Source organism: Chitinophaga sancti (genome assembly GCF_034087045.1).
Classification (GTDB): Bacteria; Bacteroidota; Bacteroidia; order Chitinophagales; family Chitinophagaceae; genus Chitinophaga; species Chitinophaga sancti_B.
Genome location: NZ_CP139247.1, coordinates 3,572,501 through 3,593,994, shown reverse-complemented (window position 1 = coordinate 3,593,994; position 21,494 = coordinate 3,572,501). Strand labels below are relative to the sequence as shown.

Sequence of the window (21,494 nt, the reverse complement as noted above, 5' to 3'; positions counted from 1 at the left end):
TTCACTATGGCAGGGCATTTGCATTTAAAAAATTATCATGATCAGGTTCATATTCATCATTTTCATTATCTTTTTAACAGCTTGCTCCGGCGGTAAGCATTCATATCGTTCTCAGCAGCCGGCGTCCATTCAATGGAATCCCCTTCGCAAACTGACCTGGTCAGATTATAAAGGCACCCCATACCGGGACCAGGATACCAATATTGCCGCGAGAACAAATTGCCGTTTTGGTATTAAAATAAATGGGTTAAAAGTCGACGTAATCAGTGAATTTATCCCGGAAAGGAGCAATGTACGGCCCGGAAAGGAAACGGCGGCTTTACTCGCGCATGAACAATTGCACTTTGATCTTTGCGAAGTATATGCGAGATTATTGAGAAAGGAATTACGCAGATCTCCCCTCACTACAGCCAATATAGAAGCTGTATCAAGAGATGCTTTCCTCAAGTATTATGATGCCTATAAGGAAAGGCAAATCATATATGACAGCGAAACTCACCACGGGCTTAATCAGGAGAAACAAAATTTATGGAACACACAAGTCGCCACTGCACTCACAGATCTGGTTGCGTATGCTGAGTAGTCATACTCATCGATAAAAGATTAGCATTCAACGATTACTCCAATTGTTGGGGCAACAAAGTTTTTTGCATTCCGTTAAACCTTCAAAAACATCCCTAATTTTAAAAACTAAGTAATGCAAAGAAACCTTATTAGCGTCTCAACAATGGTGTGTGTCATGCTGATGACCCTCTCCTGTAAAAAAGACGATTCAACTGCGACCCAGCAAACGGCATCCCTCAGTGCCACTTCTCAAACGGTGACTGAAGCAGCCGGAACAGCAAGTATCACGGTAACCCTGCCTGCTACACAAACCAGCGATGTAACTGTCAAGGCTACATTGGGAGGTACAGCTATCCTGAACGGGGACTATCAGCTAGCTACAGACACAACGTTAACCATTGCTGCAGGTAGTACTTCAGCTACTTTGACTTTTGACATCTTTGATGATGAAGTGGTGGAAAGCAGCAAGACGATCAATGTTACTTTCAGTAGCAGCAATGTTAAGCTGAGCAACTCTACTGCTACTATCACTATTACAGACAATGATACGGATCAGTCCTCAGATGGCCTGCTCTCTGAGCTGACATGGGATGCAGGTACGTTGGTAGATATGGATCTTTATCTGGTGAACAATTTAACGACGACCAGTGATGGTTCTATAGACACTTACAATGTATTGTCTGGTTCTACTAACAGCACAGGTTTTGAATCTTACCTGCTGAGCAATGACCTCGATGATGATACTTATTATGTAGTGGTTGCTTATGCAGATGGCTCCAGAGAAGTAAATTATGAACTGACTATGAAAGTATCCGGTAATACCATTCTGGAAGATAGTTATAACTTCCTTGCAAGTGAAGTGGGATATGGTTACTTCTATGGTCCGCTTACCAAAAGCGGTACAGCTTATTCAGTTGGCAAAGCGTCGAATTCAGTGTTGTGGGATGTGAAATTGTTAGTGCCGCATTTGTATAAAGGGAAAATTGCTAAAACTAAATAAGTGCAGTGGGGGAAACTCGAAGTAAAATCAGGCACAGAGATTTGATTAAATAACTACCAGTATCCGAATAAAAAGGGAGTGTATCATTCTTTTGATACTCTCCCCTGATTATTATTTCTCATAATACTCCAACGTATTATTCGTATATAAGTTTGCTTCAGACTTCCTTCTCCGGGTCAGTCCGTCCAGTACTTTGCCACCGCTTGTATTCCATTTCAGGAACTCAGCTGCGATTTTAGGATCTTTGGGGTTCGCTTTTACCAGCTTTAATAAGGTACTGTCGCCCAGCCCTTCTGCAATGCCGTTGTTGTTCATATCGCTGCCTACATTGTAAGCGAAAGATACTAATGCATCGAATTGATTTTGTTTTAACACAACGCCTTTGGTAAGTTTGTTTACATCATTTACGAACCCTTTTACAATCACTAAGAATAACTCATCCGCGCCATCCTGTGTCAGTACATCGCCTTTCAGTACAGGGGAATCATCGATATAGCGGGTATTGCCCCAACCGATTGTCCACACACCCTTGCTATCCTGGTATGCCGACAAGCGGCACTTTTCATAATGCTTTATCAGCGTTTCTCCGTTAGCTCCTAAATTCATTGGTATAAGTATTTTCACATTAAAGATATACCAAATATATTTAATATTCAAGAATATGAGGGTTGTCCACTCTTAACTTATAGTGTCAATCAAACAATAATAATTCCTGTCTTCCCTCAAATTCCAAATATGAAACCTGTACTGATAGCCTTTATCTTGTGTATAGCCCTGTCATTGAACGCCCAGGTGTTTTTTGAGGATGTGGAGTTTGTTACTGCGGGTAAGATTGTGACGAGTATAAGCGGAGAGCTGTTTAAAATATTGTATTCCTGAAAAGCCAGCTGACTGGAATTATAAGAGTTTGGGGAAATAAGCTTTCATAAGTTTGAGGAATAGGATAACATTAGTTTGAGGAAATAAGCTTCCATTATAGTGGAGGGATAAAGCCGGGCTATTACACCCGGCCTTTTACATCAGGAATAGAATGGGCTATTTACCACCTTGTGCCGCCCAGTTGTCCAGGTAGTCTTCCAGTACATACAGTGGCATATCTCCATTGGCTAACAAGGCATCGTGAAATGCTTTGAGACTGAATTTATCACCGAGTTGTTGTGCATATTTATCACGCAGTGCTTTTATTTTCAGTTCTCCTGTTTTGTAAGAGAGGGCCTGACCGGGCATGGCCATGTACCGCTCTGCTTCTGCTACAGCGATATCTTCGCTTACCGCTTCGTGCGAGAGCATGTATTGAATGGCTTCTTTTCTCGTCATCTTTCCCGTGTGAATGCCAATGTCGGTCACGATCCTGATAGCCCTGTGAATTTCATTATTCAATGCGCCCATTTTTTGATAAGGGTCAGTATAGCAGCCTAACAGTGCTCCCAATGATTCACAGTACAAAGCATATCCTTCTGTGAAAACGCTGAAACCCGGTTGTTTGCGGAAGCGGGGAATCTGCTCATTTTCCTGCTGTAAAGAGATCTGGAAATGATGACCCGGTACTGCCTCATGTATAAAGGTTGCTTCCAACCCATAAAATGTAACATTGAGCTTAGTTGCATCTCTGACAGGCACATAGAAGATAGCCGATCTGTTTTCCTTCAGATTGCCGGTTACGTATGAGGGGCCTGCCTGTGAAGCTTCTCTGAAAGCCTCTACCCTTTTGATTTCGAAAGCAGTGGCAGGTTGGAGACCAAACAGTTCATCTACATGAGGTTTTATTTTTGTGTAGATGTTGTTATAGGCCTGCAATACTTCGTCCGGTGTTTTAAAGGGCATGAATTGCGGGTCTGTTTTCAGGAATTGGAAGAATTCAGAGAGGGTGCCTTTGAAGCCTACCTGCGTTTTTATTTCTTCCATTTCGGCAGTAATTCTGGCTACTTCATGTAATCCGGTTTGGTATAGTTGCTCAGGTGTTAAACCTTTGGTGGTGGTAAAGCGATTGAAATAATATTCGTATAGTTCCCTGCCGTTTGGGAGTGCATTCAGGCCATCGTGGTCCTGTGCAACGGGGAGGTAGGTATTCTTTAAATAAGCTATCAGTTTATCGTAGGAAGGGAGCAGTTTTGTATTGATCACTTTTGTATACAGTGATTTTAATCGCTTTTTTTCTGCTGAGGAAAAGGATGTAGGGAAATTATTAAGTGGTTTATAAAAAATACTTTTGGCGGTATCTCTTACTGCCAGTGTTTCCAGCTGGGGGATCATTTTCAATACCAGTGCTTTGGGCAATACCATTTTGATGGCAATACCATGATTGAAATTTGCGATGGTGGTATCCGTCCATTCTTCAAAGGCAGTCATTCGCTTTGCCCAGTTTTCATAATCCTTTACTGTTTTGAATGGCTGTACACTGCTGCCAGAGCCATATTGGCCCATGTTCAAAGCAGTACTGTAAAACTGTGTCATCGGAAAATATTCTGTGTGGAGGCGGATGCCTTCCAGCATATCATGCAGGTTAAATGCGAGAACATCGTAGGAGATGCGATCAGGTTCGCTTAAGGTAGTGCGATCGATGGCCTGCAATTGTTTTTGATATGAGACGAAGAATTGTTTTCTCTTTTCGTTGGTGTTAGCGCCTTCTATATCCAGCTGGTCGTCAAAACGGTGATCGCCGCTGTAGATGGCATACTCACGGAACAAAGGCAGTGATTCCTGGTAGTATTTTTCGAACAATTGCTGTATTTGTCCGTAGGTGCAAAGCATGGGTGACATCATCAGTAGCGATAATGCAATTGTTTTCAGGTGCATAAAGTGTATGTTTTAGATCAATGTTTTTTGCATCCAGATGGTGCAGGCAAAATGGCCGGAGTCTCCTAATGGTGCTGTTAAATGGCGGAAACCATTTTTTTCATACAGGGGAATGGCGTTGGTGAGTTCAGGCATTGTTTCGAGGTACATAGCCTGGTAGCCCATTTCTTTTGCGCCGGAGATGCATTGTAGTAATAGCTCTTTTCCAAGGCCTTTTCCACGGGCTTTGGGTAGTAGATAGAATTTTACCAGTTCTACACAATCATTGTCTAATCCTTTTGTGGGGAAGATACCTCCGCAACCTACGATTTCGTTGTCGATTTCAACGACCCAGTAGTTGGAACCGGGGGTTTGGAATGATTCGTATAATGAATATAACTGTGGGTCGTAATAAGCGGTGCCCGGGCGGTCTATGCCGAATTCTTTTAAAACGGTTTGGATAACTGCGCCTAAGGTCTGGTTGTCGTTGAGTTGTATTTTTCTGATTGCCATGGGGCAAAGGTATGGAAGGATGGGGTGAGAAAATTGTATGATATTAGCGTGGGGGGTGGGGGGAGGCAAATTGGGATTGGACTGGGAGATTGGATTAGGAGATTGGATTAGGAGATTGGATTAGGAGATTGGATTAGGAGATTGGATTAGGAGATTGGACTGGGAGATTGGATTAGGAGATTGGATTAGGAGATTGGATTAGGAGATTGGATTAGGAGATTGGATTAGGAGATTGGATTAGGAGATTGGATTAGGAGATTGGATTAGGAGATTGGATTGGGAGATTGGATTGGGAGTTGGCCTGCGGCAGCAAGGAAGATCTATTTTTTAGGCTGATGCCTGTAGAGCAGGAATGATTGCAGAGGCTCGTGGGGGTATAAAGGAAAAGTATTTTTTAGGCTAACGCCTGTAGAGCAGGAATGATTGCAGAGTTTCGTGGGGTATAAAAGAAAAGCTATTTTTTAGGCTAACGCCTGTGGAGCGGAAATGATGGCAGAGGTTCGTGGGGTATAAAAGAAAAGCTATTTTTAGGCTGATACCTGTAGAGCAGGAATGATGGCAGGGAGGAGTATATTTTTAAGCTTTCTTGACGAATGGGAAACAGAGAGGTTTGCGCTTTAGCTATTTTCAATTTATAATTTTTCATATTCCTTTGGCAACATCCCGGTTATCCGCTGAAACGTCTTTGTAAAATGCGCCTGATCCGCAAACCCACATTCATATGCAACCGATGTCAGTGAATACTGACCACTGCGGATCATACCCACCGCCCTTTCTACTTTTATGCGCCGCAGGTACTCTCCTGCTGAACAATTAAAATACTTTGAAAAATACTTTGAAATCGTAACCGGGTGCAACCCTAACTCCTTCGCCAGTTGCGGCAATGACAAGGGCTGATCCCAATATTCCTGCATCACTGCTTTTATCTTTGGCACCCATTCAGGAAATAGTTTCTCATCCGGCTGTATCAGGCTGATACAGATCTGCTCCATCGCCATCTGGCTCTGCGCATCATGCAGGTAATGCTCCTTCATCGCCCTGATCAATCCTCTTGCATTTAACTGCGCCTCCGGGTCAAACATCAAGGCCGCAGCCGGTATTTCCAATTCATATTGTTTAAAAAATTCCGGTTCCAGTTCAAGATTAAAAATCCGCGTACCTTGCGCATACCCCACATTCTGGTGTGCAATACCCGGATAATAATACAATCCCTCTCCCACTACATTGATGCCGGACTGCCCCTTCACCAGCTCTTTACTACCACCACAAAGTATATGTGAAAAATGCGGATTCGCATGATAATGCCATTCAGAAGTATACCCCGTGGCATAAGTCGTCTCGGTGGTAATAATATGGTTAAAGACATGTTCCTGAACCGTCCGGCCCACGTACGTACCTTTCTCCATCTGAACAGGGCTTTGTGGCATTATCATTTATTCCTTAATTGATTATTACAATAAATATAAACAATCCCACATAGTTGACCACTTGAAAATTATTTTTATCCAAACCAATGTTGCAACCTTTTTTTTTCTTAGAATTGTAGAAGATTTGGGACAAACTTTTCTACTTCTCTCATAATTAACAGGATCTGACCCCTTATTCTCTGTAACTATGAGCACTCATCTGTTCACGCACTTTATCCCCTCAACACCGCTGCAGGCGGCCTTGCATTTTTTTGAGTATAAGTCAGGGGATGTTATCGGATTGCTGCCTTTACTAGGCATATGGAGTTTCATTTTTGTATTGATCCTCATGCTATACAAAATTGAAAGTTACAAAAAGAAAGAATTCCTTCTACTCAACCGCATTCACGAACAACAGGAACATGAACTGAACATCCAGGAAGCAGAACGCCGCCGTATTGCCGCTGACCTGCACGATGAAATAGGCAGTAGTCTCGCCGCTATCAAAATCAACCTCCAAAGCCTGCACTACAGCTCTGCACACGATGAACAACGTGCTACTACGCTATTGGAACTGGTAGACCAGACCAGTCAGAATGTACGGAGGGCCACGCACAACCTCATTCCCCCTCATTTCGAAACCACTCCCTTTACGTCTATATTGCAATCGTATTTTTCTTCCCTCGATTCCCGGAACACGATCGCTTTCCATTATTATTGCAACGCCTATCAGCATCACTTTACCACCAGACAGGAATTACTGCTTTATCGCATTGTCATGGAACTTACGCACAACATTATCAGGCATGCAAAGGCATCGGAAGCCACCATACAGGTGCTCTTCTGCCCTACTTACCTCGAAATTATGGTAGAAGATAATGGCATCGGGTTTTCTACTACTACTCATCAGGGTATCGGTTTGAGCAGTGTGCATACAAGGGTCAGATCGCTGGGAGGAAATATTCACATAGACAGCGGAAGATGTGGTACAACCATCATCATTCATATACCTGTAAGCTGCTAACATGCCTGTTAACATTATGCTGGCGGATGATCACCGGCTTTTTACCACCGGAATCCGCACCCTCTTAAATGCCGACCCTGCCCTCAGGGTCACCCATATTGCCACCAATGGCCAGGAATTACTGGATCTGCTCCGCCTCTGCCTGCCCGACATTGTACTGATAGACGTAAACATGCCTGTCATGAACGGTCTGGATGCCACCCGGTTGATCAGGGACCTGTATCCTAAGGTGAAAGTGATTATTATAAGCGGGTACAACGACGCCCACCTCATTGCCGAAGCCATGCAAGCCGGCGCCCGGGGTTACCTCCTGAAAGATTGTAATGCTGACGGCCTTTACCACACCATTCACCTCGTGAATTCGGGGCAGACCAGCTTCCCTTTCCGCCCCCACCTCCCCGGTCAGAACTTCGAAACCGACAACGCCTTCTTGCAACAATTTAACCTCACCCGCAGGGAAAAAGAAATTCTCCAGCTCATTAGCAGCCAACACACCAACCAACAGGTGGCCGACCACCTACACCTTAGTATATATACTATTGAAACCCACCGGAAAAATATAATGAAAAAACTTCAACTCAAGACCCCAGCGGCTCTCATGAAGTTTATATTGACTCATCCATGCCATTCTGTCATTTTCGGATTTTATTGCTTAGTTTTGCTATCCTAAAATGATAAGAAAAGAATGCTGGATCAGGTAACAAAAGTGCATGACGAAAACCGGCAGGGCGAGGCTTTCGCTCCTGAGGCTGCAGATATTCAGACTTATACCAAGAAATTCTACATAGAAAGTTATGGTTGCCAGATGAACTTCAACGATAGTGAAATCGTGGCTTCCATCCTGAAAGAAGAAGGTTTCGGTCCTACCCGCAATGTGGAAGAGGCCAGCCTGGTACTGCTCAATACCTGTTCTATCAGGGAAAAAGCGGAAACGACTGTGCGTAAAAGGCTCACTGAGTTCCAGAAGGTAAAGCAACGTAATCCTGAACTCCTTGTAGGCGTACTTGGCTGCATGGCAGAAAGACTGAAAGCCAAACTGTTAGAAGAAGAAAAACTGGTAGACATGGTCGTTGGCCCGGATGCCTACCGTACCCTCCCTGCCCTCATAGAAGAAGCCGAAACCGGCCAGAAAGCAGTGAATGTACTGCTGAGCCGTGAGGAAACTTACGACGACATCAGCCCTGTACGACTGGATTCGAATGGTGTAACTGCCTTTGTATCCATCATGCGTGGTTGTAATAATATGTGTTCCTTCTGCGTAGTACCTTTTACACGTGGTCGTGAACGCAGCCGTGACTACCGCTCTATTCTCCAGGAAGCTACCGACCTCTTTGAAAGAGGTTATCGCGAAGTGACCCTCCTGGGTCAGAACGTAGACTCCTACTACTGGGTAAACCCTGTGAACGACGCTGAAACTGTGACTTTTGCCAACCTGATGGAAAAAGTAGCGCAGATCAGCCCACTTCTCCGTGTTCGCTTCAGCACCTCCCATCCGAAGGATATTACGGACGAAGTGCTGCACATTATGGCGAAGTACGAAAATATCTGCAATTATATTCACCTGCCGGTTCAAAGTGGCAGCAACAGGATATTGCAGCTCATGAACCGTACTTATACCCGTGAGTGGTACATGAAAAAAGTAGACCGCATCCGCGAAATACTCCCCGACTGTGGCATTTCTACCGATGTCATCACCGGCTTCTGTACAGAAACGGAAGAAGATCACCAGGATACCATGGAGGTAATGGCGTATTCCCGTTATGATCTCGCATATATGTTCTTCTACTCTGAGCGCCCGGGTACCCTGGCTGCCCGCCGTTACCAGGACGATGTACCGGAAGATGTGAAGAAGAGAAGACTGGCTGAAGTAGTGGAACTGCACAGGGGTCAATCGCTGGCAAGTATGCAGCAGGATGTAGGCAAGACCTTCAAAGTGCTGGTAGAGGGTACTTCCAAAAGGTCAGCAGACCATCTGTTTGGAAGAACCAGCCATAACAAGGTGATTGTTTTTCCTAAAGAGAATTTCCAGAAATGTGACTACGTTTGGGTGAAAGTAGATAGCTGTACCTCCGGCACCCTGATAGGTACCGCTACAGGAAAAGCATAAGAAGAAAATAAATTGGATCACAGCCGGGACTGATACCCTCAGCCTCGTAAATTAAGGATATGGATAACATACAGTCCATTAAAAACAGGTTTGGCATTATAGGAAATTCACCGGTACTCAACTACGCCCTACAGGTGGCCGCCCAGGTGGCCAATACAGACCTGACGGTATTGATAGTCGGAGAAAGCGGCGTTGGTAAAGAAGTGTTTTCCAATATTATCCACTCATTAAGTGCACGTAAACATAACCCTTTCATTGCTGTCAACTGCGGAGCTATACCCGAAGGAACAATCGATTCCGAATTGTTCGGACATGAAAAAGGATCATTTACAGGTGCTGTCGATAGCCGTAAAGGTTACTTCGAAACCGTGAGCGGTGGTACCATCTTCCTCGATGAAATCGGCGAAATGCCATTAGGCACACAGGCCCGCCTGCTCCGTGTACTGGAAACAGGTGAATTCATCAGAGTAGGTTCCTCCAAGGTGCAAAAAACAGATGTACGCGTGATCACGGCTACCAACCGCGATCTGCTGGATCATACCCAGGATGGAAAGTTCAGGGAAGACCTGTACTACCGTCTGAATACCGTACCTATCCGGGTACCCTCGCTACGTGACAGGAAGGAAGATATTCCCCTGTTGTTCCGCAAATTTTGCCTTGACTTTGCCGAAAGATATAAGACTACTTCTATCCAGCTGGATGAAGAATCACGTAATATCCTTGTCAACTATCCATGGAGAGGAAATGTGCGTGAACTGAAGAATATGGCGGAACAGATCTCCGTACTGGCCCATGATAAACTGATCACCGTTCAGGAACTGAGAAGATTCCTGCCAGAAGTACCGGAAACGCCTCGTCTGCCTATGCTGGCAGCGCCACAGGCCAAGGCAAACGGTGATTTTTCGAACGAAAGGGATATCCTCTACAAGTTGTTTTTCGACATGAAGAAGGATGTGACAGAACTAAAGAAGATGTTCTTCGAAGTACTGCAGAATCCTAACCTGGCGCATAGTGCCCCGGCCAATTTCCAGGATAGTCATGTGCTACACAATTTCCATCCTCAGCAGGAGGTGAATACGAATATGACATCTACGGCGATTGCTGCACCGCAACAACCGATCATCCTGCAGGACAATAATAAGATAGACCACCACGAAGAAGTAGAAGAGACACTGTCTATTGCCGACAAGGAGAAGGAACTGATTGTAAAAGCGCTGAAAAAACACAAGGGCAAAAGAAAAGATGCCGCGCTTGATCTGGGTATTTCGGAGAGAACATTGTATAGAAAACTGAAAGAATACAACATTAACGAATAAAGTATTGCAATGACCAGATTATTCCAGGGGATAATGGCCATCAGCCTGTTGCTGATGATGGGGGGATGCTCCGTTAAATACTCCGCCAACGGCGCCAGTATAGATCAGGGGGCAAAAACAGTGAATGTACGGTTCATTGATAACAGGGCGCCAATTAATAACCCGACCCTGAGCCAGAACGTAACTGAAAAACTGAGAACGAAAGTCACTTCACAAACAAGGCTGGTACAGGTGAATGAAGACAATACCGACTATGAATTCAAAGGAGCGATTACAGGGTATGCTTTCAGCAATGCGGCTGTAACCAATGTGGACAAGGCGGCAACTTCCCGTTTGACGGTGACCATCAGCATCACTTTTGTAAAGAGAGTAGGTGATAAGAAAGGATGGACCCAGGCCTTTACCCGGTCGGCTGACTTCTCGGCCACGCAGTTGCCCAGTTCAGTGGAAAACAGCCTGTTAGAAAATACAATTCTCCCCCAGGTCGTGGATGATATTTTTAATAAGGCCTTTGCAAACTGGTAAAATGTAGCTTTCGTATTTAAATTTTTTTCATACTTTAGCAGCTATATGACCGCAAACAGGATCATTCAACATATTTTCCAAACGCCTGATATTAAGCAGGTAAACGAGCCGGATATAGATTGGGTTATTTCACAATATCCATACTTTACGGCGGCCAGGCTATTATTAGCCAAAAAACAGTATAGCGAACAAAAGAACCTGCTGGCGCCGGCTGTAAAGAAGGCACAGCAGTTTAGTAATAATATGCATTATTTCTATCGGTTTATTACTACGGATGAGGCAGTGGCAGCACCTGTGGTAATGGAGCCGGTAACTTCGATAAATGAGGAGACGGTTAATGAGGTAACTGAGGAGGAAGCGGGGTATGAGGCACGTGAGCAGGAAGCAGCTTATGAAGCGCCTGAGCAGAATGCGGGGTATGAGGCACATGACCAGAAAACAGCTTACGAAACACCTGATCAAAAAGCAGCTTACGAAGCACCAGCCTATGAAACTCGTGAGCAAAAAGCTGATCCATACGAAGCTCCAATAGAAGACGAAATAACGACATTTATTGCTGATGACGAGCTCACCGTGACACCTGATAATGTAACAGTTACAGAAGAGGTACCAGAGCCGGAACCAGAAATAATAACCGAACAGACAAAAGCAGAAGAGCCAGAGATGGAACCAGAACCGATTATAGTAGCGTCCGACCTTCCGGTAGCCATCACAGCTGAAGAAGAGCCAATTAAAATATTCCCGCTGAACATGCCGGCGTTGGATGATAATTCTACCCTTACATTCCAACCACTTTTTTCAGATGATTATTTCGCCTACAAGCGCCTGAAAGATCCTGAAAGAGCAGATGAACTGAATGAAAAGGGCAAAGCGGAGATGAAGAGCTTCACCTCCTGGCTGAAAGAGATGAAAAGCAGCTTTGCTGATAAGGCCAGTAAAGACTGGTACCGTCAGCAGATCAATATTAGTTATCAGGATGCAGATCCTGAAGTATCTGAGGCTGTAGAGAAAATGGCGATGAATTCAATCACACTTAATAATGATATGGTCACCGAGACGCTGGCTGAGGTATGGGCGAAGCAACGCCAGTATAGTACAGCGATCCTGATATATCAAAAATTAAGTTTGCTTAATCCCGCCAAAAGCGCTTATTTTGCGCAAAAGATCAAGGAAATACAAATTCTAACAGACAAAAATTAACACATTTATAATATGTTATTGATTTTCGGTATTTTAATCATCCTGGCCTGCGTGCTGTTAGGCTTTTTTGTGCTGGTACAAAACCCAAAAGGTGGCGGTTTGAGCGGCACTTTTGGTGGTTTTGGTAACCAGGTAATGGGTGTGCGCCAGACTACCGATGTACTCGAGAAAGGTACCTGGATCCTGGCTGCTATCATTGCTGTACTTTGCATGACCTCTTCTATCTTCATTTCAAAGGGGACTGTAAAACAGCAGGAAAAGTCAGTGATCGAGCGCAATGTACCAGCTTCCGGTGGTATGCAGCAGCAACAGGTGCCTGCTCCACAGGGTGGTGCTACTCCGCAATCCAAATAATCTGGCTAACTAAGCTATTAATAGAACCTCGCCAAACCAGCGAGGTTTTTTGTTACCTATCCTTTTTATGGCAAAGAAAAAGACCAGCAAATCAAAGCAACAGCAACATAAAAGCCTATGGATCAGACGCGCCCTGGTGGTCGTGATTGCCCTGGCCGCCGGAACGCTTGTTTATTTTGGATATCGCCTTTTTGGCCCTAATACCCGGTCATTTGGCGATAACAAATTCTTTTATGTCCGCACCGGCAGTACCTATACCGACGTTCTCAATGGACTCATGGACCAGGAAATCATCCGCAGCCGTGGCAGCTTTGACTGGGTGGCACGGGAACTGGGCTACCCTGACCGTGTTAAGGCAGGTAAGTATAAGATCAACAGGGGCATGAGCAATTTCGAAATTGTAAAACTGCTCCGCTCCGGCCGTCAGACACCCGTGGTGCTCACCATCACCAAACTCAGAACAAAACGAGACCTGATCCATAAGATCTGTGCAAACCTGGAGGCAGATTCTGCTACTTTCCAGGCACTGATCAATGACAATGTATACCTCAGACAGTTTGGACTGGATACCAATACGGTGATGTGTGCCATTATGCCAAACACCTACCAGTTTTACTGGAACACTTCTGCAGAGAATGCATTTAAGAAGATTGAAAAAGGAAGAGAAGACTTCTGGACGACAGAAAGAAAAGAGAAAGCACAACATTTGAACCTTTCCATAGACCAGGTGACCATACTGGCTTCTATTATAGAAGAGGAATCCAATAAGAATGACGAAAAACCATTGATTTCCAGCGTATATTTGAACAGGTTCAGAAAAGGAATGCGATTGCAGGCCGATCCGACTGTGAAATTTGCCCTGCAGGATTTTGCTTTGAGAAGAATCAGGGAAGGACATCTGCAATTTGATTCTCCTTATAATACCTACAAGTATGCAGGGTTGCCTCCGGGTCCGATTTGTACCCCATCCGTAAAAACACTGGAAGCGGTGCTCAATACGCCCGAGACAGATTACCTGTATTTTTGCGCTAAATCTGATTTTTCTGGTTATCATGCATTTGCGGCCACCTACGCAGAGCATATGAAAAATGCCCATTTATATCAGGCAGCCCTGAATGCAAGAGGTATATAGTGGCTTACCTGCTTAGCTATGAGAAAAATAGAATCTATCATACTTGCAATCAAACCTATCAGCTTCCTTATCCACAGGAGTAAGGGGATTGTATTGCCCGGTTTTGAGGGCCTGCCCCTCTATGATGTAATCCATTATTTCTTCAGGGAGATCAGGAATAAAAGTCTCGGAGAGAGAGCTGCCGCCATATCGTTCAACTTCCTGCTGGCGATACCACCGTTCTTTATCTTCCTGTTTACATTGGTGCCTTATATCCCCATGAATAATGTAGAGGCGACCCTGTATGAACTGGCGGAAGATGTGACCCCGAATTACAACACTTACATCATAATGCGGGATATGATCCATGACTTCCTGTATACACATCATAACGGGTTGTTGTCGATCTCATTTGGGATGAGCTTTTTTGCGTCTTCAAATGCCGTAATGGGGGTAGCCCGTTCGTTCAACAGAAAGCAACCTGGATTCAGGAAACGGAAGTGGTGGCAGAAAAGATTACTGGCGTTGCAACTGACCGCAATATTAGTTTTTTTGCTGTTGCTGACGGTGGCATTGATCATTGCGCAGGGTACGGTGCTGCATTATATATTTGATACACTGGGCATTAAAAACAAGTCGGTTATTTCACTGGCGGAGACAACAAGATGGGTATTGATTATCTTCCTTTTTTATTCTATCTTGTCTGTATTGTACCGGTTCGTGCCAGCGACAAATAAGCGTTGGAAGTTTATTACGGCTGGAAGTACCCTGGCCACGATTTTAATGATTTTGGTGACTATTGGCTTTTCAGTGTTTGTGAATAACTTTAGTAATTACAATAAGATTTACGGGTCCGTTGGGACGTTGTTAATATTGATGATCGCGGTTTATTTGAATTCCTTGACGTTATTGATTGGTTTTGAGCTCAATGCGAGTATTAAGTATCTAAAGGAAGCCCACCACTCATCCAATAGATTAAATTAATTTAATACATAAGTATTACCTTAGCCCAACTGTTACCCCGTAAACCTATATTTATGATGAAGTCTCACTACCTAGCGCTATGCTTTGCTCTCACCGCCATGCAGGTGAGGGAAGTCCCTTTGGAAATAGGAGCGCCTATCCCTAAAGGAGATCAGGCACTCAAAGACATTTCCGGAAAAGAAATTACACTCAACAAAGCCGTACAAACCAATGGCCTGTTAGTGATGTTTTCGGGCAATGACTGCCCGTATATTGAAAGGAACAAAGCCAGAACCATCGAAATTTGTCGCTACGCCCTCACCAACCAGATCGGGGTTGTCCTCGTGAACTCAAATGCCAATGTTACGCTGGATGCTATGAAAGCTTACGCACTTTCTCAGCAATTCAACTGGTATTATGTAGCTGATCCTGGTGCAAGTATGGCAGATGCGTTTCAAGCTGCTCATATGCCGGAGTGTTATCTTTTTAACCAAAGCGGTATGCTGGTGTATAAGGGAAGTATTGATGATAGTCCGGGTAATGCGGAGGCGGTGAAGACAAGGCATCTTAATAACGCGATCAATGATTTATTGGCAAAGAAATCGCCAAAGGTGAATACTACGCCTTCGCTGGGGTGTAATATTAAGCGATTTTAGAAAATTGACTCAATCGGGGTTTTTATAAAAAAATAGCCGCGATTGAAAGCTGATACCGTAGGTATCAGCTTTCAATCGCGGGGAGGCAAGGCCTGCGGCCGGCTTTAAAAATTGAAAATAAGTTTTTAAGGGGGTTAGAATACCATGAATACCGCATTGCCAAACAGCAATTTCCCATTCTCCCAGAAACTGCGGAAGAGGGGATCATCTGCCAGCATTACCACCTTACCATTCCCGATTTCCTTCACACCAAATAGCAATCCATCTTTCAGGCGCTTGCGGGTTTCTGTTCCTACAAATCCACTGAGGTAATTATCCTTTTTCAGTATACCTACATTCCAGCCATCACTATCCATAAATTCATACAACCTGTCATCCTGTTTCAGGGTATAATAAGTATCTGAAAATCCAAATGCCAACGGATGCGTATTATCCAGTTGTACCCTGTAAATAGCGCCCGGAATCGCCTGTTTGATACCATCTCTCTCCCTGTTTCCATAACTCTTCAGGAGTGCATATTCATCCTTCTTTTCATCCAGGCCCGGCATGGCATCTTTCTTCACTTTGATACCCCACTCCTGCTGCGCTACCTGGAATAATGCATCCTGCAATGCAATCAGTTTTCCTCCATTGCTCACCCAATCTTTCAGTTTGTTTGCATTCTCCTTATCGGCGAGGAATTTATAATTACCATCCGGCAGGATCAACACATCCACATCTTTCCAGTTCACCTGGTCCAGGTTATTTTGATCAATGATGGTAAGCGGGTAGCCGATCTGCTGTTCGAAATAATACCAGATCTCACCTGCTGCCAGTGAAGATACACCGCTTCCCATTAACAATCCGATTCTCATTGGTTTGATATAATGAACTTTTTCAGATCCAAAGTCAACGCCTTTATCTACAAAACCTGTACTAGCTGCATCCAATGTCACACCCACTGTTTTAGCCAGTCCGGTCACCATCACATCAAAGCCCTCTCCTATCCCCTCATTCCCTGATCTTGTAATGATCAATGTGCCGGCAGAATAAGATTTACCACCTGCTGTAAAAGGGCCTTCTGCAAATCGTACTCTTATTTTTCTTTTCAATAAGGCGGAAAGAAAACGTACATCCCTGATACTATTCCATTTGGCCAGATAGGCATAACTACGTTCTGAATTCATGGGTGCTGTGACCGGTATCAGTAAGGTATCGCGCTCTGCATTCAAAGGTTCTTTCACTGCATAGGATTGTAAGCCATATGTATAAGGCAATGCCCACGCTGTGATATCATAAGTAATAGAATCAGTAAGGCGGCTATCTGGTTCAAACAATACTTTCAGCAGGTTAGAACGGGGTTGCATGGCATTGATCACCATATCTTCTTTATCGACAGCGAATCCTTCTGTCTTACCACTGAAGTAGTTGAAACCAGTGGCACGCGCACCATTTGCACCATACCCGAATTTGATATTATTGCGTTTCAGCAATATGGCCAAAGCAGCTAATTTTTCTGCATTACCACCGGATTTGATCACATATGTTTTATAAGGACCATCGGGGTTATGACTTGCTTCGTAGAAGTAGCCGGAGAAATCTTTCAGCAGCTGCTGGCCCTGACCTGCAGCCACTTCTATGGTAGACATACCGGTGGTAAAGTGGTGTGCAATACGCTGTGCCAGCGTCAGTGTATCACCATCCTGTTTCAGGGCCATGATACCTGCGCGGCCGCCACCACCTTGTTCATACGTCATACCGATGGCGCCATTATACGTAGGATATGTATCGCCATAGCTGGGATAAAACATATCGAATGTTTCTTTCGTAAAGTACAACCAGCCTTCTTTATCAAAGTACTTCGCATTGTTCTTACCGATCATCTTCAACATATCTCTCTGCCATGGTTTGATGATATCGTGCAAAGGTTCTGCTGCAGGGGCAAAGTAATAAGGTGCATCGATGCTTTGTTCATGAAAATCCACATGTACCTGTGGCATCCAGCTGTTGTATTGTTTCATCCTTGCCTGTGATTCAGTTTGTGTTTGCCATGCCCAGTCACGGTTCAGGTCAAAGTAATAGTGGTTTGCCCTGCCACCTGGCCAGGGTTCTTTATGCTCCCTGCCGGACAATACCGGATCGGGTATAATGGTATGTACCTGGTTGTAGTAATTTACATAACGCTCACGACCGTCCGGGTTCAGACAGGGATCGATGATCACCACAGTATTTTCAAGCCATTGCTGTTGCTGTGTATTGCTCTTATTGGCCAGTGTGTACAGGGTTTTCATCGCAGCCTCTGTAGATACTGCTTCATTTCCGTGTACATTGTAACTGAGCCATACGATGACAGGATCATTGTCCGCCACCTTTGCTTCTCCACTCACCAGCTGCAAATTATGCTGCCTGATCTGGCCGAGCCTGGCAAAGTTCGCAGGCGAAGTGATGGTCGCCATCATCAGCGGCCGGCCTTCGTACGTAGTTCCATATTGTTCAAGCTGCATATTGGGCGTAACGGCGGCTACTGCCCTGAAGTATTCCAACACCCGGTAGTGTGGTGTAAAGTGTGTGCCTAGTGGATATCCAAGAAACTGATCCGGCGAAGGCAGTGTTTTAGCAGAAAGGGAAAAAGTTGTGGCAAGAACTGCATAAACCAGTGTCAGTAAACGGTATTTCATCTGTTGTAGAATTACTACATGAAGATAGGAAATATAAGCATCACCTGCTACCGTCTCCCAACAAACCGAAGTACTGCACACAATCCAGCTGCCCATCTTCGCGGTAATAACGGAACTCACCTATACGACGATCACCCCGCCAGTTGCCGGATTCTGATAGCATACCATTGCTGTAAAAGAGTTGACGCGGACCTTCCAGCCTGCCATCCCTGCGGAAATAAAGCTCCTTCAGACCACCGGATCTGAAATAGATCTCTACCCGTTCCCTGTTGGGTGCTGTCGATAATGTAAATACGCGTTTGTATACGGAGCCATCTTCATCGCGCATAATCTGTTTCAAGGTCGCATTGTCGGGTTGCTGGTTATTACAGTGCACTGTAATCATAAACAGCAATAAAGTGCCCGTGCATTTTAAAGCTGTTCTCATAGGTTATTATGTCCCTTACAAACATATATAAAATATCAATAACTCAAAATAGCACGAAAGGGGGGAGCTTCGTGCTCCCTCCCTGTTACAAATTCAGTTCTATCCTGGCAAATAAGAACCGGCCATTATACCCGAACTGGGTGGCACGGCGGCTATATCGGAACTGGTTATTCGTTGTATTGGCTGGATTTTTTACCAGGTCAGGGTACACGTCCAGTACATTGTTGGAGCCGATGCTTACTTTGACCTCTTTTGTAAGCCGGTAACCTATGGCCACGTCTGTGATCACTTTGGCTCCGTAGGTCTGGTAGAAAGCAGGATCATTGGTTGCTTCTTCCACGCTACCGAAATGCACATTTCTTACAAACAGGTTCAATTTATGGATGGTATATGCCAGTGTGAGATTGACCTTTTCCCGTGGTACGCTCCGTTCTAAATAAATACGGCTGGTACGGCTGAAATAGATATTCTCCTTGCCTTTCAGTTTGGGAGAAGAATGAATATCGCCCACCTGCTGGGTGTAACTATAGGTCCCTGACAGGTCTGCACGGAAAGTACCTTTGCCCAGCCGGGTACTGTATGTAGCTACGAGGTCGACACCCTTTGTTTCTGAGTTGATGGCATTCGCAAAGAAAGCTGCCCTGTTGGCATTTGCGAGGGAGAGTAGCTGGTAAATTTCCTTATCTACTGCAGAAGCGGTATCGGCATTGCTGCCGGAAAACTGATCGGTGTATACGATCCTGTCATTGATGCGGGTATAGTATCCATCCAGGGTGAAACTGAATTTGCCTGCAATGGTGGTGAAACCTGCACTCACGCTCTTTGACTTCTCTGGCTTGAGTTTGGGAATACCGAGCAGTTGTGCCGGCCGACTGTCGTTTGTAAAAGTGCCAACTTCATAAGCTACGCCATCTACAAATAAAGTACTTGTAGAAGAATAATACTGCTGATGTAAAGAAGGTGCTCTGAAGCCGGTGCTGGCCGATCCACGGATAGCAGTGCCTTCACTGAGTTTGTAACGGGCAGTGATCTTACCGTTTGTCGTGCTACCGAAATCATTGTAGTTTTCAAAACGGATGGCTCCCCCTAATAAGAATGCCCTGCTTAAATTGGCTTCTACATCCAGGTATGCGGCAATGGCCGATCGGGTGGCAGTGATCGCATTCTCTGGTCTGAAACCGGGAAATACCTGTGCACCACCGGCTCTTGCGGAACCATCAGGACCAAATAATGTATTGATCGGGCCTTGTGGATCTGGAATCAAAATATCATGACCATTGGCATCTACACCTATTTTGGAGGCACGGCCATAGTCTGTATAAGAGTTCTCTGCACCTGCTACCAGCTGGTATTTTTCAAAGCGATGTTCTGCACCAAAAGCGATATCAAAAATATCTACCCTTCTTGAGAAATCAAGGTTCGTGGTATTCTGTGCGAAGATCGGTCCTCCACAGGTGAACTTAGTAGGAGATGCATTTTCCAGCGATGCATTCAGCGAATGCTGTACGGAGAAATCAAATTCATTTCTGCCATAGGTATTGCTAAAATCTACTTTCCATTCACCGAGTGTTCCCCTGATTCCCGCGCCGAATGAGCGATCATAAATATCGCTATTGATCTCTGGCAGGAACCCCAGTGGATAGATGTCTATCACATTGCGGCTATCATTGGGCAGGCGGTATACACCTGCTGCATTACCAGCCCTGTAACCAATGCCACCAAAGAAGTACACTTCACCATTGTTTTCCAACGGAATTTTTGCATTCACAAACAGCTGTGCACTGCGTAGTTTTGACTGTCCTACCCGCATGCGGATATCATTGCGGGTGATGTGATTGGCTACGAGAAAACTATCTGTCTTATCTACACCACCGGGGTACGCTTTGTAGATCGTACCTACCCATGCACCTGAGCGATTGGTATAATTCCTGAAATCATAGGAACCGCCGAAGTTGATATAGCCTCCTTTATTACCAATGGGAATACCATAATTGACGGCGGTTTGCACAGTTTGTCCATCTAAATTGTGGTCTGCCTGCGAAGTGACATTCCCTCCTGTAGTAACGTTGATGCCTAATTGATTGACGCTACTCTTCAGGATAATGTTGATCACACCTGCAATGGCATCAGAGCCATATTGCGCCGCAGCGCCATCTCTTAAGATCTCAATACGATCGATGGCGGCAGTAGGAATAGAATTCATATCAGTACCTACTGCACCACGGCCAAAGGTGCCGTTTACATTCACGAGTGCTGTGGTGTATCTTCTTTTACCATTTACCAATACCAGTACCTGGTCAGGTCCTAAACCGCGCAGGGATGCGGGATCAATGTGATCAGTACCATCTGCCACTGTTTGCACCCCGGAGCTGAAAGAAGGTGCTACATAATTCAGGATCTGGTTTACACTCACCTGTGGTGCGTCTTCCACTATGCGCTTGATGTCTATCACATCTACGGGCACGGGTGTTTCTGTCTGACTACGTGGCAAACCGCGGGAACCCAGTACTACCAGTTCATTCATGGTCGTACTTGCCACCAGGGAGATGTTGAGTTCGAAGGTACTTCCGGCTTTTACAGTAACAGGTTGATGTTGTGTTACAAATCCCACGTAACTCACCAGCACGGTGTAATTGCCGGGGATGGTCTCCAGCGAAAACCGTCCCTGGGCATTGGTATAACCACCTTTGTTGGTACGTTCGATCTGTACGGTAGCCCCGGGTAATACAGCGCCATTGCCGTCTTTGACAATGCCTGTAATGATGCCTGCTGTCTGGGAAAATGTCAATTGTGTCGAGACGATTAATAGAGAAAAAAGGAGCAATAGCCCCCGAAAATGGTTAACTGGGTAAATCATACGAAGTAGATTTTGGGTTTTATATTTAGATTTGTTCTT

Annotated in this window: 20 protein-coding genes; 13 read left to right on the top strand and 7 right to left on the bottom strand. The window is 44.9% G+C overall.

Features of this window, described 5'->3' with window-relative positions; genetic code table 11:
- The first annotated feature begins 37 nt into the window (after positions 1 to 37).
- Both SIO70_RS14945 and SIO70_RS14940 read left to right on the top strand, forming a co-directional pair.
- Complete coding sequence (locus SIO70_RS14945; RefSeq protein ID WP_320581662.1) at positions 38 to 583, top strand: hypothetical protein; 546 nt, start codon at positions 38 to 40, stop codon at positions 581 to 583.
- A 114-nt stretch (positions 584 to 697) separates the two neighbouring features.
- Positions 698 to 1,564 carry a Calx-beta domain-containing protein gene (locus SIO70_RS14940; RefSeq protein WP_320581661.1) on the top strand — a complete coding sequence of 289 codons (867 nt, stop codon included), beginning with the start codon at positions 698 to 700 and terminating at the stop codon, positions 1,562 to 1,564.
- 111 nt (positions 1,565 to 1,675) lie between these two features.
- Here SIO70_RS14940 and SIO70_RS14935 read toward each other — a convergent pair whose 3' ends face one another.
- On the bottom strand, positions 1,676 to 2,170 hold the full coding sequence (locus SIO70_RS14935; RefSeq protein WP_320581660.1) for a lysozyme: 495 nt from the start codon (positions 2,168 to 2,170) through the stop codon (positions 1,676 to 1,678).
- Between the two features lie 129 nt (positions 2,171 to 2,299).
- On the opposite strand from SIO70_RS14935, the gene SIO70_RS14930 reads away from it, so the two are divergent.
- A complete protein-coding gene (locus SIO70_RS14930; RefSeq protein WP_320581659.1) occupies positions 2,300 to 2,443 on the top strand; it encodes a hypothetical protein in 144 nt (47 codons plus the stop codon).
- 156 nt (positions 2,444 to 2,599) lie between these two features.
- Here SIO70_RS14930 and SIO70_RS14925 read toward each other — a convergent pair whose 3' ends face one another.
- The 3 genes from SIO70_RS14925 to SIO70_RS14915 all read right to left on the bottom strand — a co-directional run bounded on the left by SIO70_RS14925 (position 2,600) and on the right by SIO70_RS14915 (position 6,285).
- Positions 2,600 to 4,360, bottom strand: coding sequence for a DUF885 domain-containing protein (locus SIO70_RS14925; RefSeq protein ID WP_320581658.1), 1,761 nt, complete (start codon positions 4,358 to 4,360; stop codon positions 2,600 to 2,602).
- 12 nt (positions 4,361 to 4,372) lie between these two features.
- Positions 4,373 to 4,852, bottom strand: coding sequence for a GNAT family N-acetyltransferase (locus tag SIO70_RS14920; RefSeq protein ID WP_320581657.1), 480 nt, complete (start codon positions 4,850 to 4,852; stop codon positions 4,373 to 4,375).
- Between the two features lie 632 nt (positions 4,853 to 5,484).
- Entirely contained in the window at positions 5,485 to 6,285 is an 801-nt protein-coding gene (locus SIO70_RS14915) for a helix-turn-helix transcriptional regulator (protein WP_320581656.1), read from the bottom strand.
- A gap of 181 nt (positions 6,286 to 6,466) precedes the next feature.
- Here SIO70_RS14915 and SIO70_RS14910 point away from each other — a divergent pair, with 181 nt between their 5' ends.
- The 10 genes from SIO70_RS14910 (at position 6,467) to SIO70_RS14865 (ending at position 15,514) form a co-directional block, all read left to right on the top strand.
- Positions 6,467 to 7,282 carry a sensor histidine kinase gene (locus tag SIO70_RS14910; RefSeq protein ID WP_320581655.1) on the top strand — a complete coding sequence of 272 codons (816 nt, stop codon included), beginning with the start codon at positions 6,467 to 6,469 and terminating at the stop codon, positions 7,280 to 7,282.
- Position 7,283: 1 nt separating this feature from the next.
- Positions 7,284 to 7,952 carry a response regulator transcription factor gene (locus tag SIO70_RS14905; RefSeq protein WP_320581654.1) on the top strand — a complete coding sequence of 223 codons (669 nt, stop codon included), beginning with the start codon at positions 7,284 to 7,286 and terminating at the stop codon, positions 7,950 to 7,952.
- A 15-nt stretch (positions 7,953 to 7,967) separates the two neighbouring features.
- Positions 7,968 to 9,389 (top strand): tRNA (N6-isopentenyl adenosine(37)-C2)-methylthiotransferase MiaB, encoded by a 1,422-nt coding sequence (miaB, locus tag SIO70_RS14900; RefSeq protein WP_320581653.1) that lies wholly within the window; start codon positions 7,968 to 7,970, stop codon positions 9,387 to 9,389.
- Between the two features lie 59 nt (positions 9,390 to 9,448).
- Positions 9,449 to 10,705 (top strand): sigma-54 dependent transcriptional regulator, encoded by a 1,257-nt coding sequence (locus SIO70_RS14895; RefSeq protein ID WP_320581652.1) that lies wholly within the window; start codon positions 9,449 to 9,451, stop codon positions 10,703 to 10,705.
- Between the two features lie 9 nt (positions 10,706 to 10,714).
- Positions 10,715 to 11,230 (top strand): LPS assembly lipoprotein LptE, encoded by a 516-nt coding sequence (lptE, locus tag SIO70_RS14890; RefSeq protein ID WP_320581651.1) that lies wholly within the window; start codon positions 10,715 to 10,717, stop codon positions 11,228 to 11,230.
- A 45-nt stretch (positions 11,231 to 11,275) separates the two neighbouring features.
- Positions 11,276 to 12,430, top strand: a complete 1,155-nt coding sequence (locus tag SIO70_RS14885; protein ID WP_320581650.1) for a hypothetical protein — start codon at positions 11,276 to 11,278, stop codon at positions 12,428 to 12,430.
- Between the two features lie 12 nt (positions 12,431 to 12,442).
- A complete protein-coding gene (gene secG, locus SIO70_RS14880; RefSeq protein ID WP_320581649.1) occupies positions 12,443 to 12,784 on the top strand; it encodes a preprotein translocase subunit SecG in 342 nt (113 codons plus the stop codon).
- Between the two features lie 67 nt (positions 12,785 to 12,851).
- On the top strand, positions 12,852 to 13,916 hold the full coding sequence (gene mltG / locus SIO70_RS14875; RefSeq protein ID WP_320581648.1) for an endolytic transglycosylase MltG: 1,065 nt from the start codon (positions 12,852 to 12,854) through the stop codon (positions 13,914 to 13,916).
- 18 nt (positions 13,917 to 13,934) lie between these two features.
- Positions 13,935 to 14,879 carry a YihY/virulence factor BrkB family protein gene (locus tag SIO70_RS14870; protein WP_320581647.1) on the top strand — a complete coding sequence of 315 codons (945 nt, stop codon included), beginning with the start codon at positions 13,935 to 13,937 and terminating at the stop codon, positions 14,877 to 14,879.
- A gap of 53 nt (positions 14,880 to 14,932) precedes the next feature.
- Positions 14,933 to 15,514: a redoxin domain-containing protein gene (locus SIO70_RS14865; RefSeq protein ID WP_320581646.1), complete on the top strand. Its 582-nt coding sequence runs from the start codon at positions 14,933 to 14,935 to the stop codon at positions 15,512 to 15,514.
- Positions 15,515 to 15,648: 134 nt separating this feature from the next.
- Here SIO70_RS14865 and SIO70_RS14860 read toward each other — a convergent pair whose 3' ends face one another.
- The 3 genes from SIO70_RS14860 to SIO70_RS14850 all read right to left on the bottom strand — a co-directional run bounded on the left by SIO70_RS14860 (position 15,649) and on the right by SIO70_RS14850 (position 21,455).
- Positions 15,649 to 18,171, bottom strand: coding sequence for a M14 metallopeptidase family protein (locus tag SIO70_RS14860; RefSeq protein WP_320581645.1), 2,523 nt, complete (start codon positions 18,169 to 18,171; stop codon positions 15,649 to 15,651).
- A gap of 40 nt (positions 18,172 to 18,211) precedes the next feature.
- Entirely contained in the window at positions 18,212 to 18,556 is a 345-nt protein-coding gene (locus tag SIO70_RS14855) for a hypothetical protein (protein WP_320581644.1), read from the bottom strand.
- 127 nt (positions 18,557 to 18,683) lie between these two features.
- Positions 18,684 to 21,455, bottom strand: a complete 2,772-nt coding sequence (locus tag SIO70_RS14850) for a TonB-dependent receptor (RefSeq protein ID WP_320581643.1) — start codon at positions 21,453 to 21,455, stop codon at positions 18,684 to 18,686.
- Between the last annotated feature and the right edge of the window lie 39 nt (positions 21,456 to 21,494).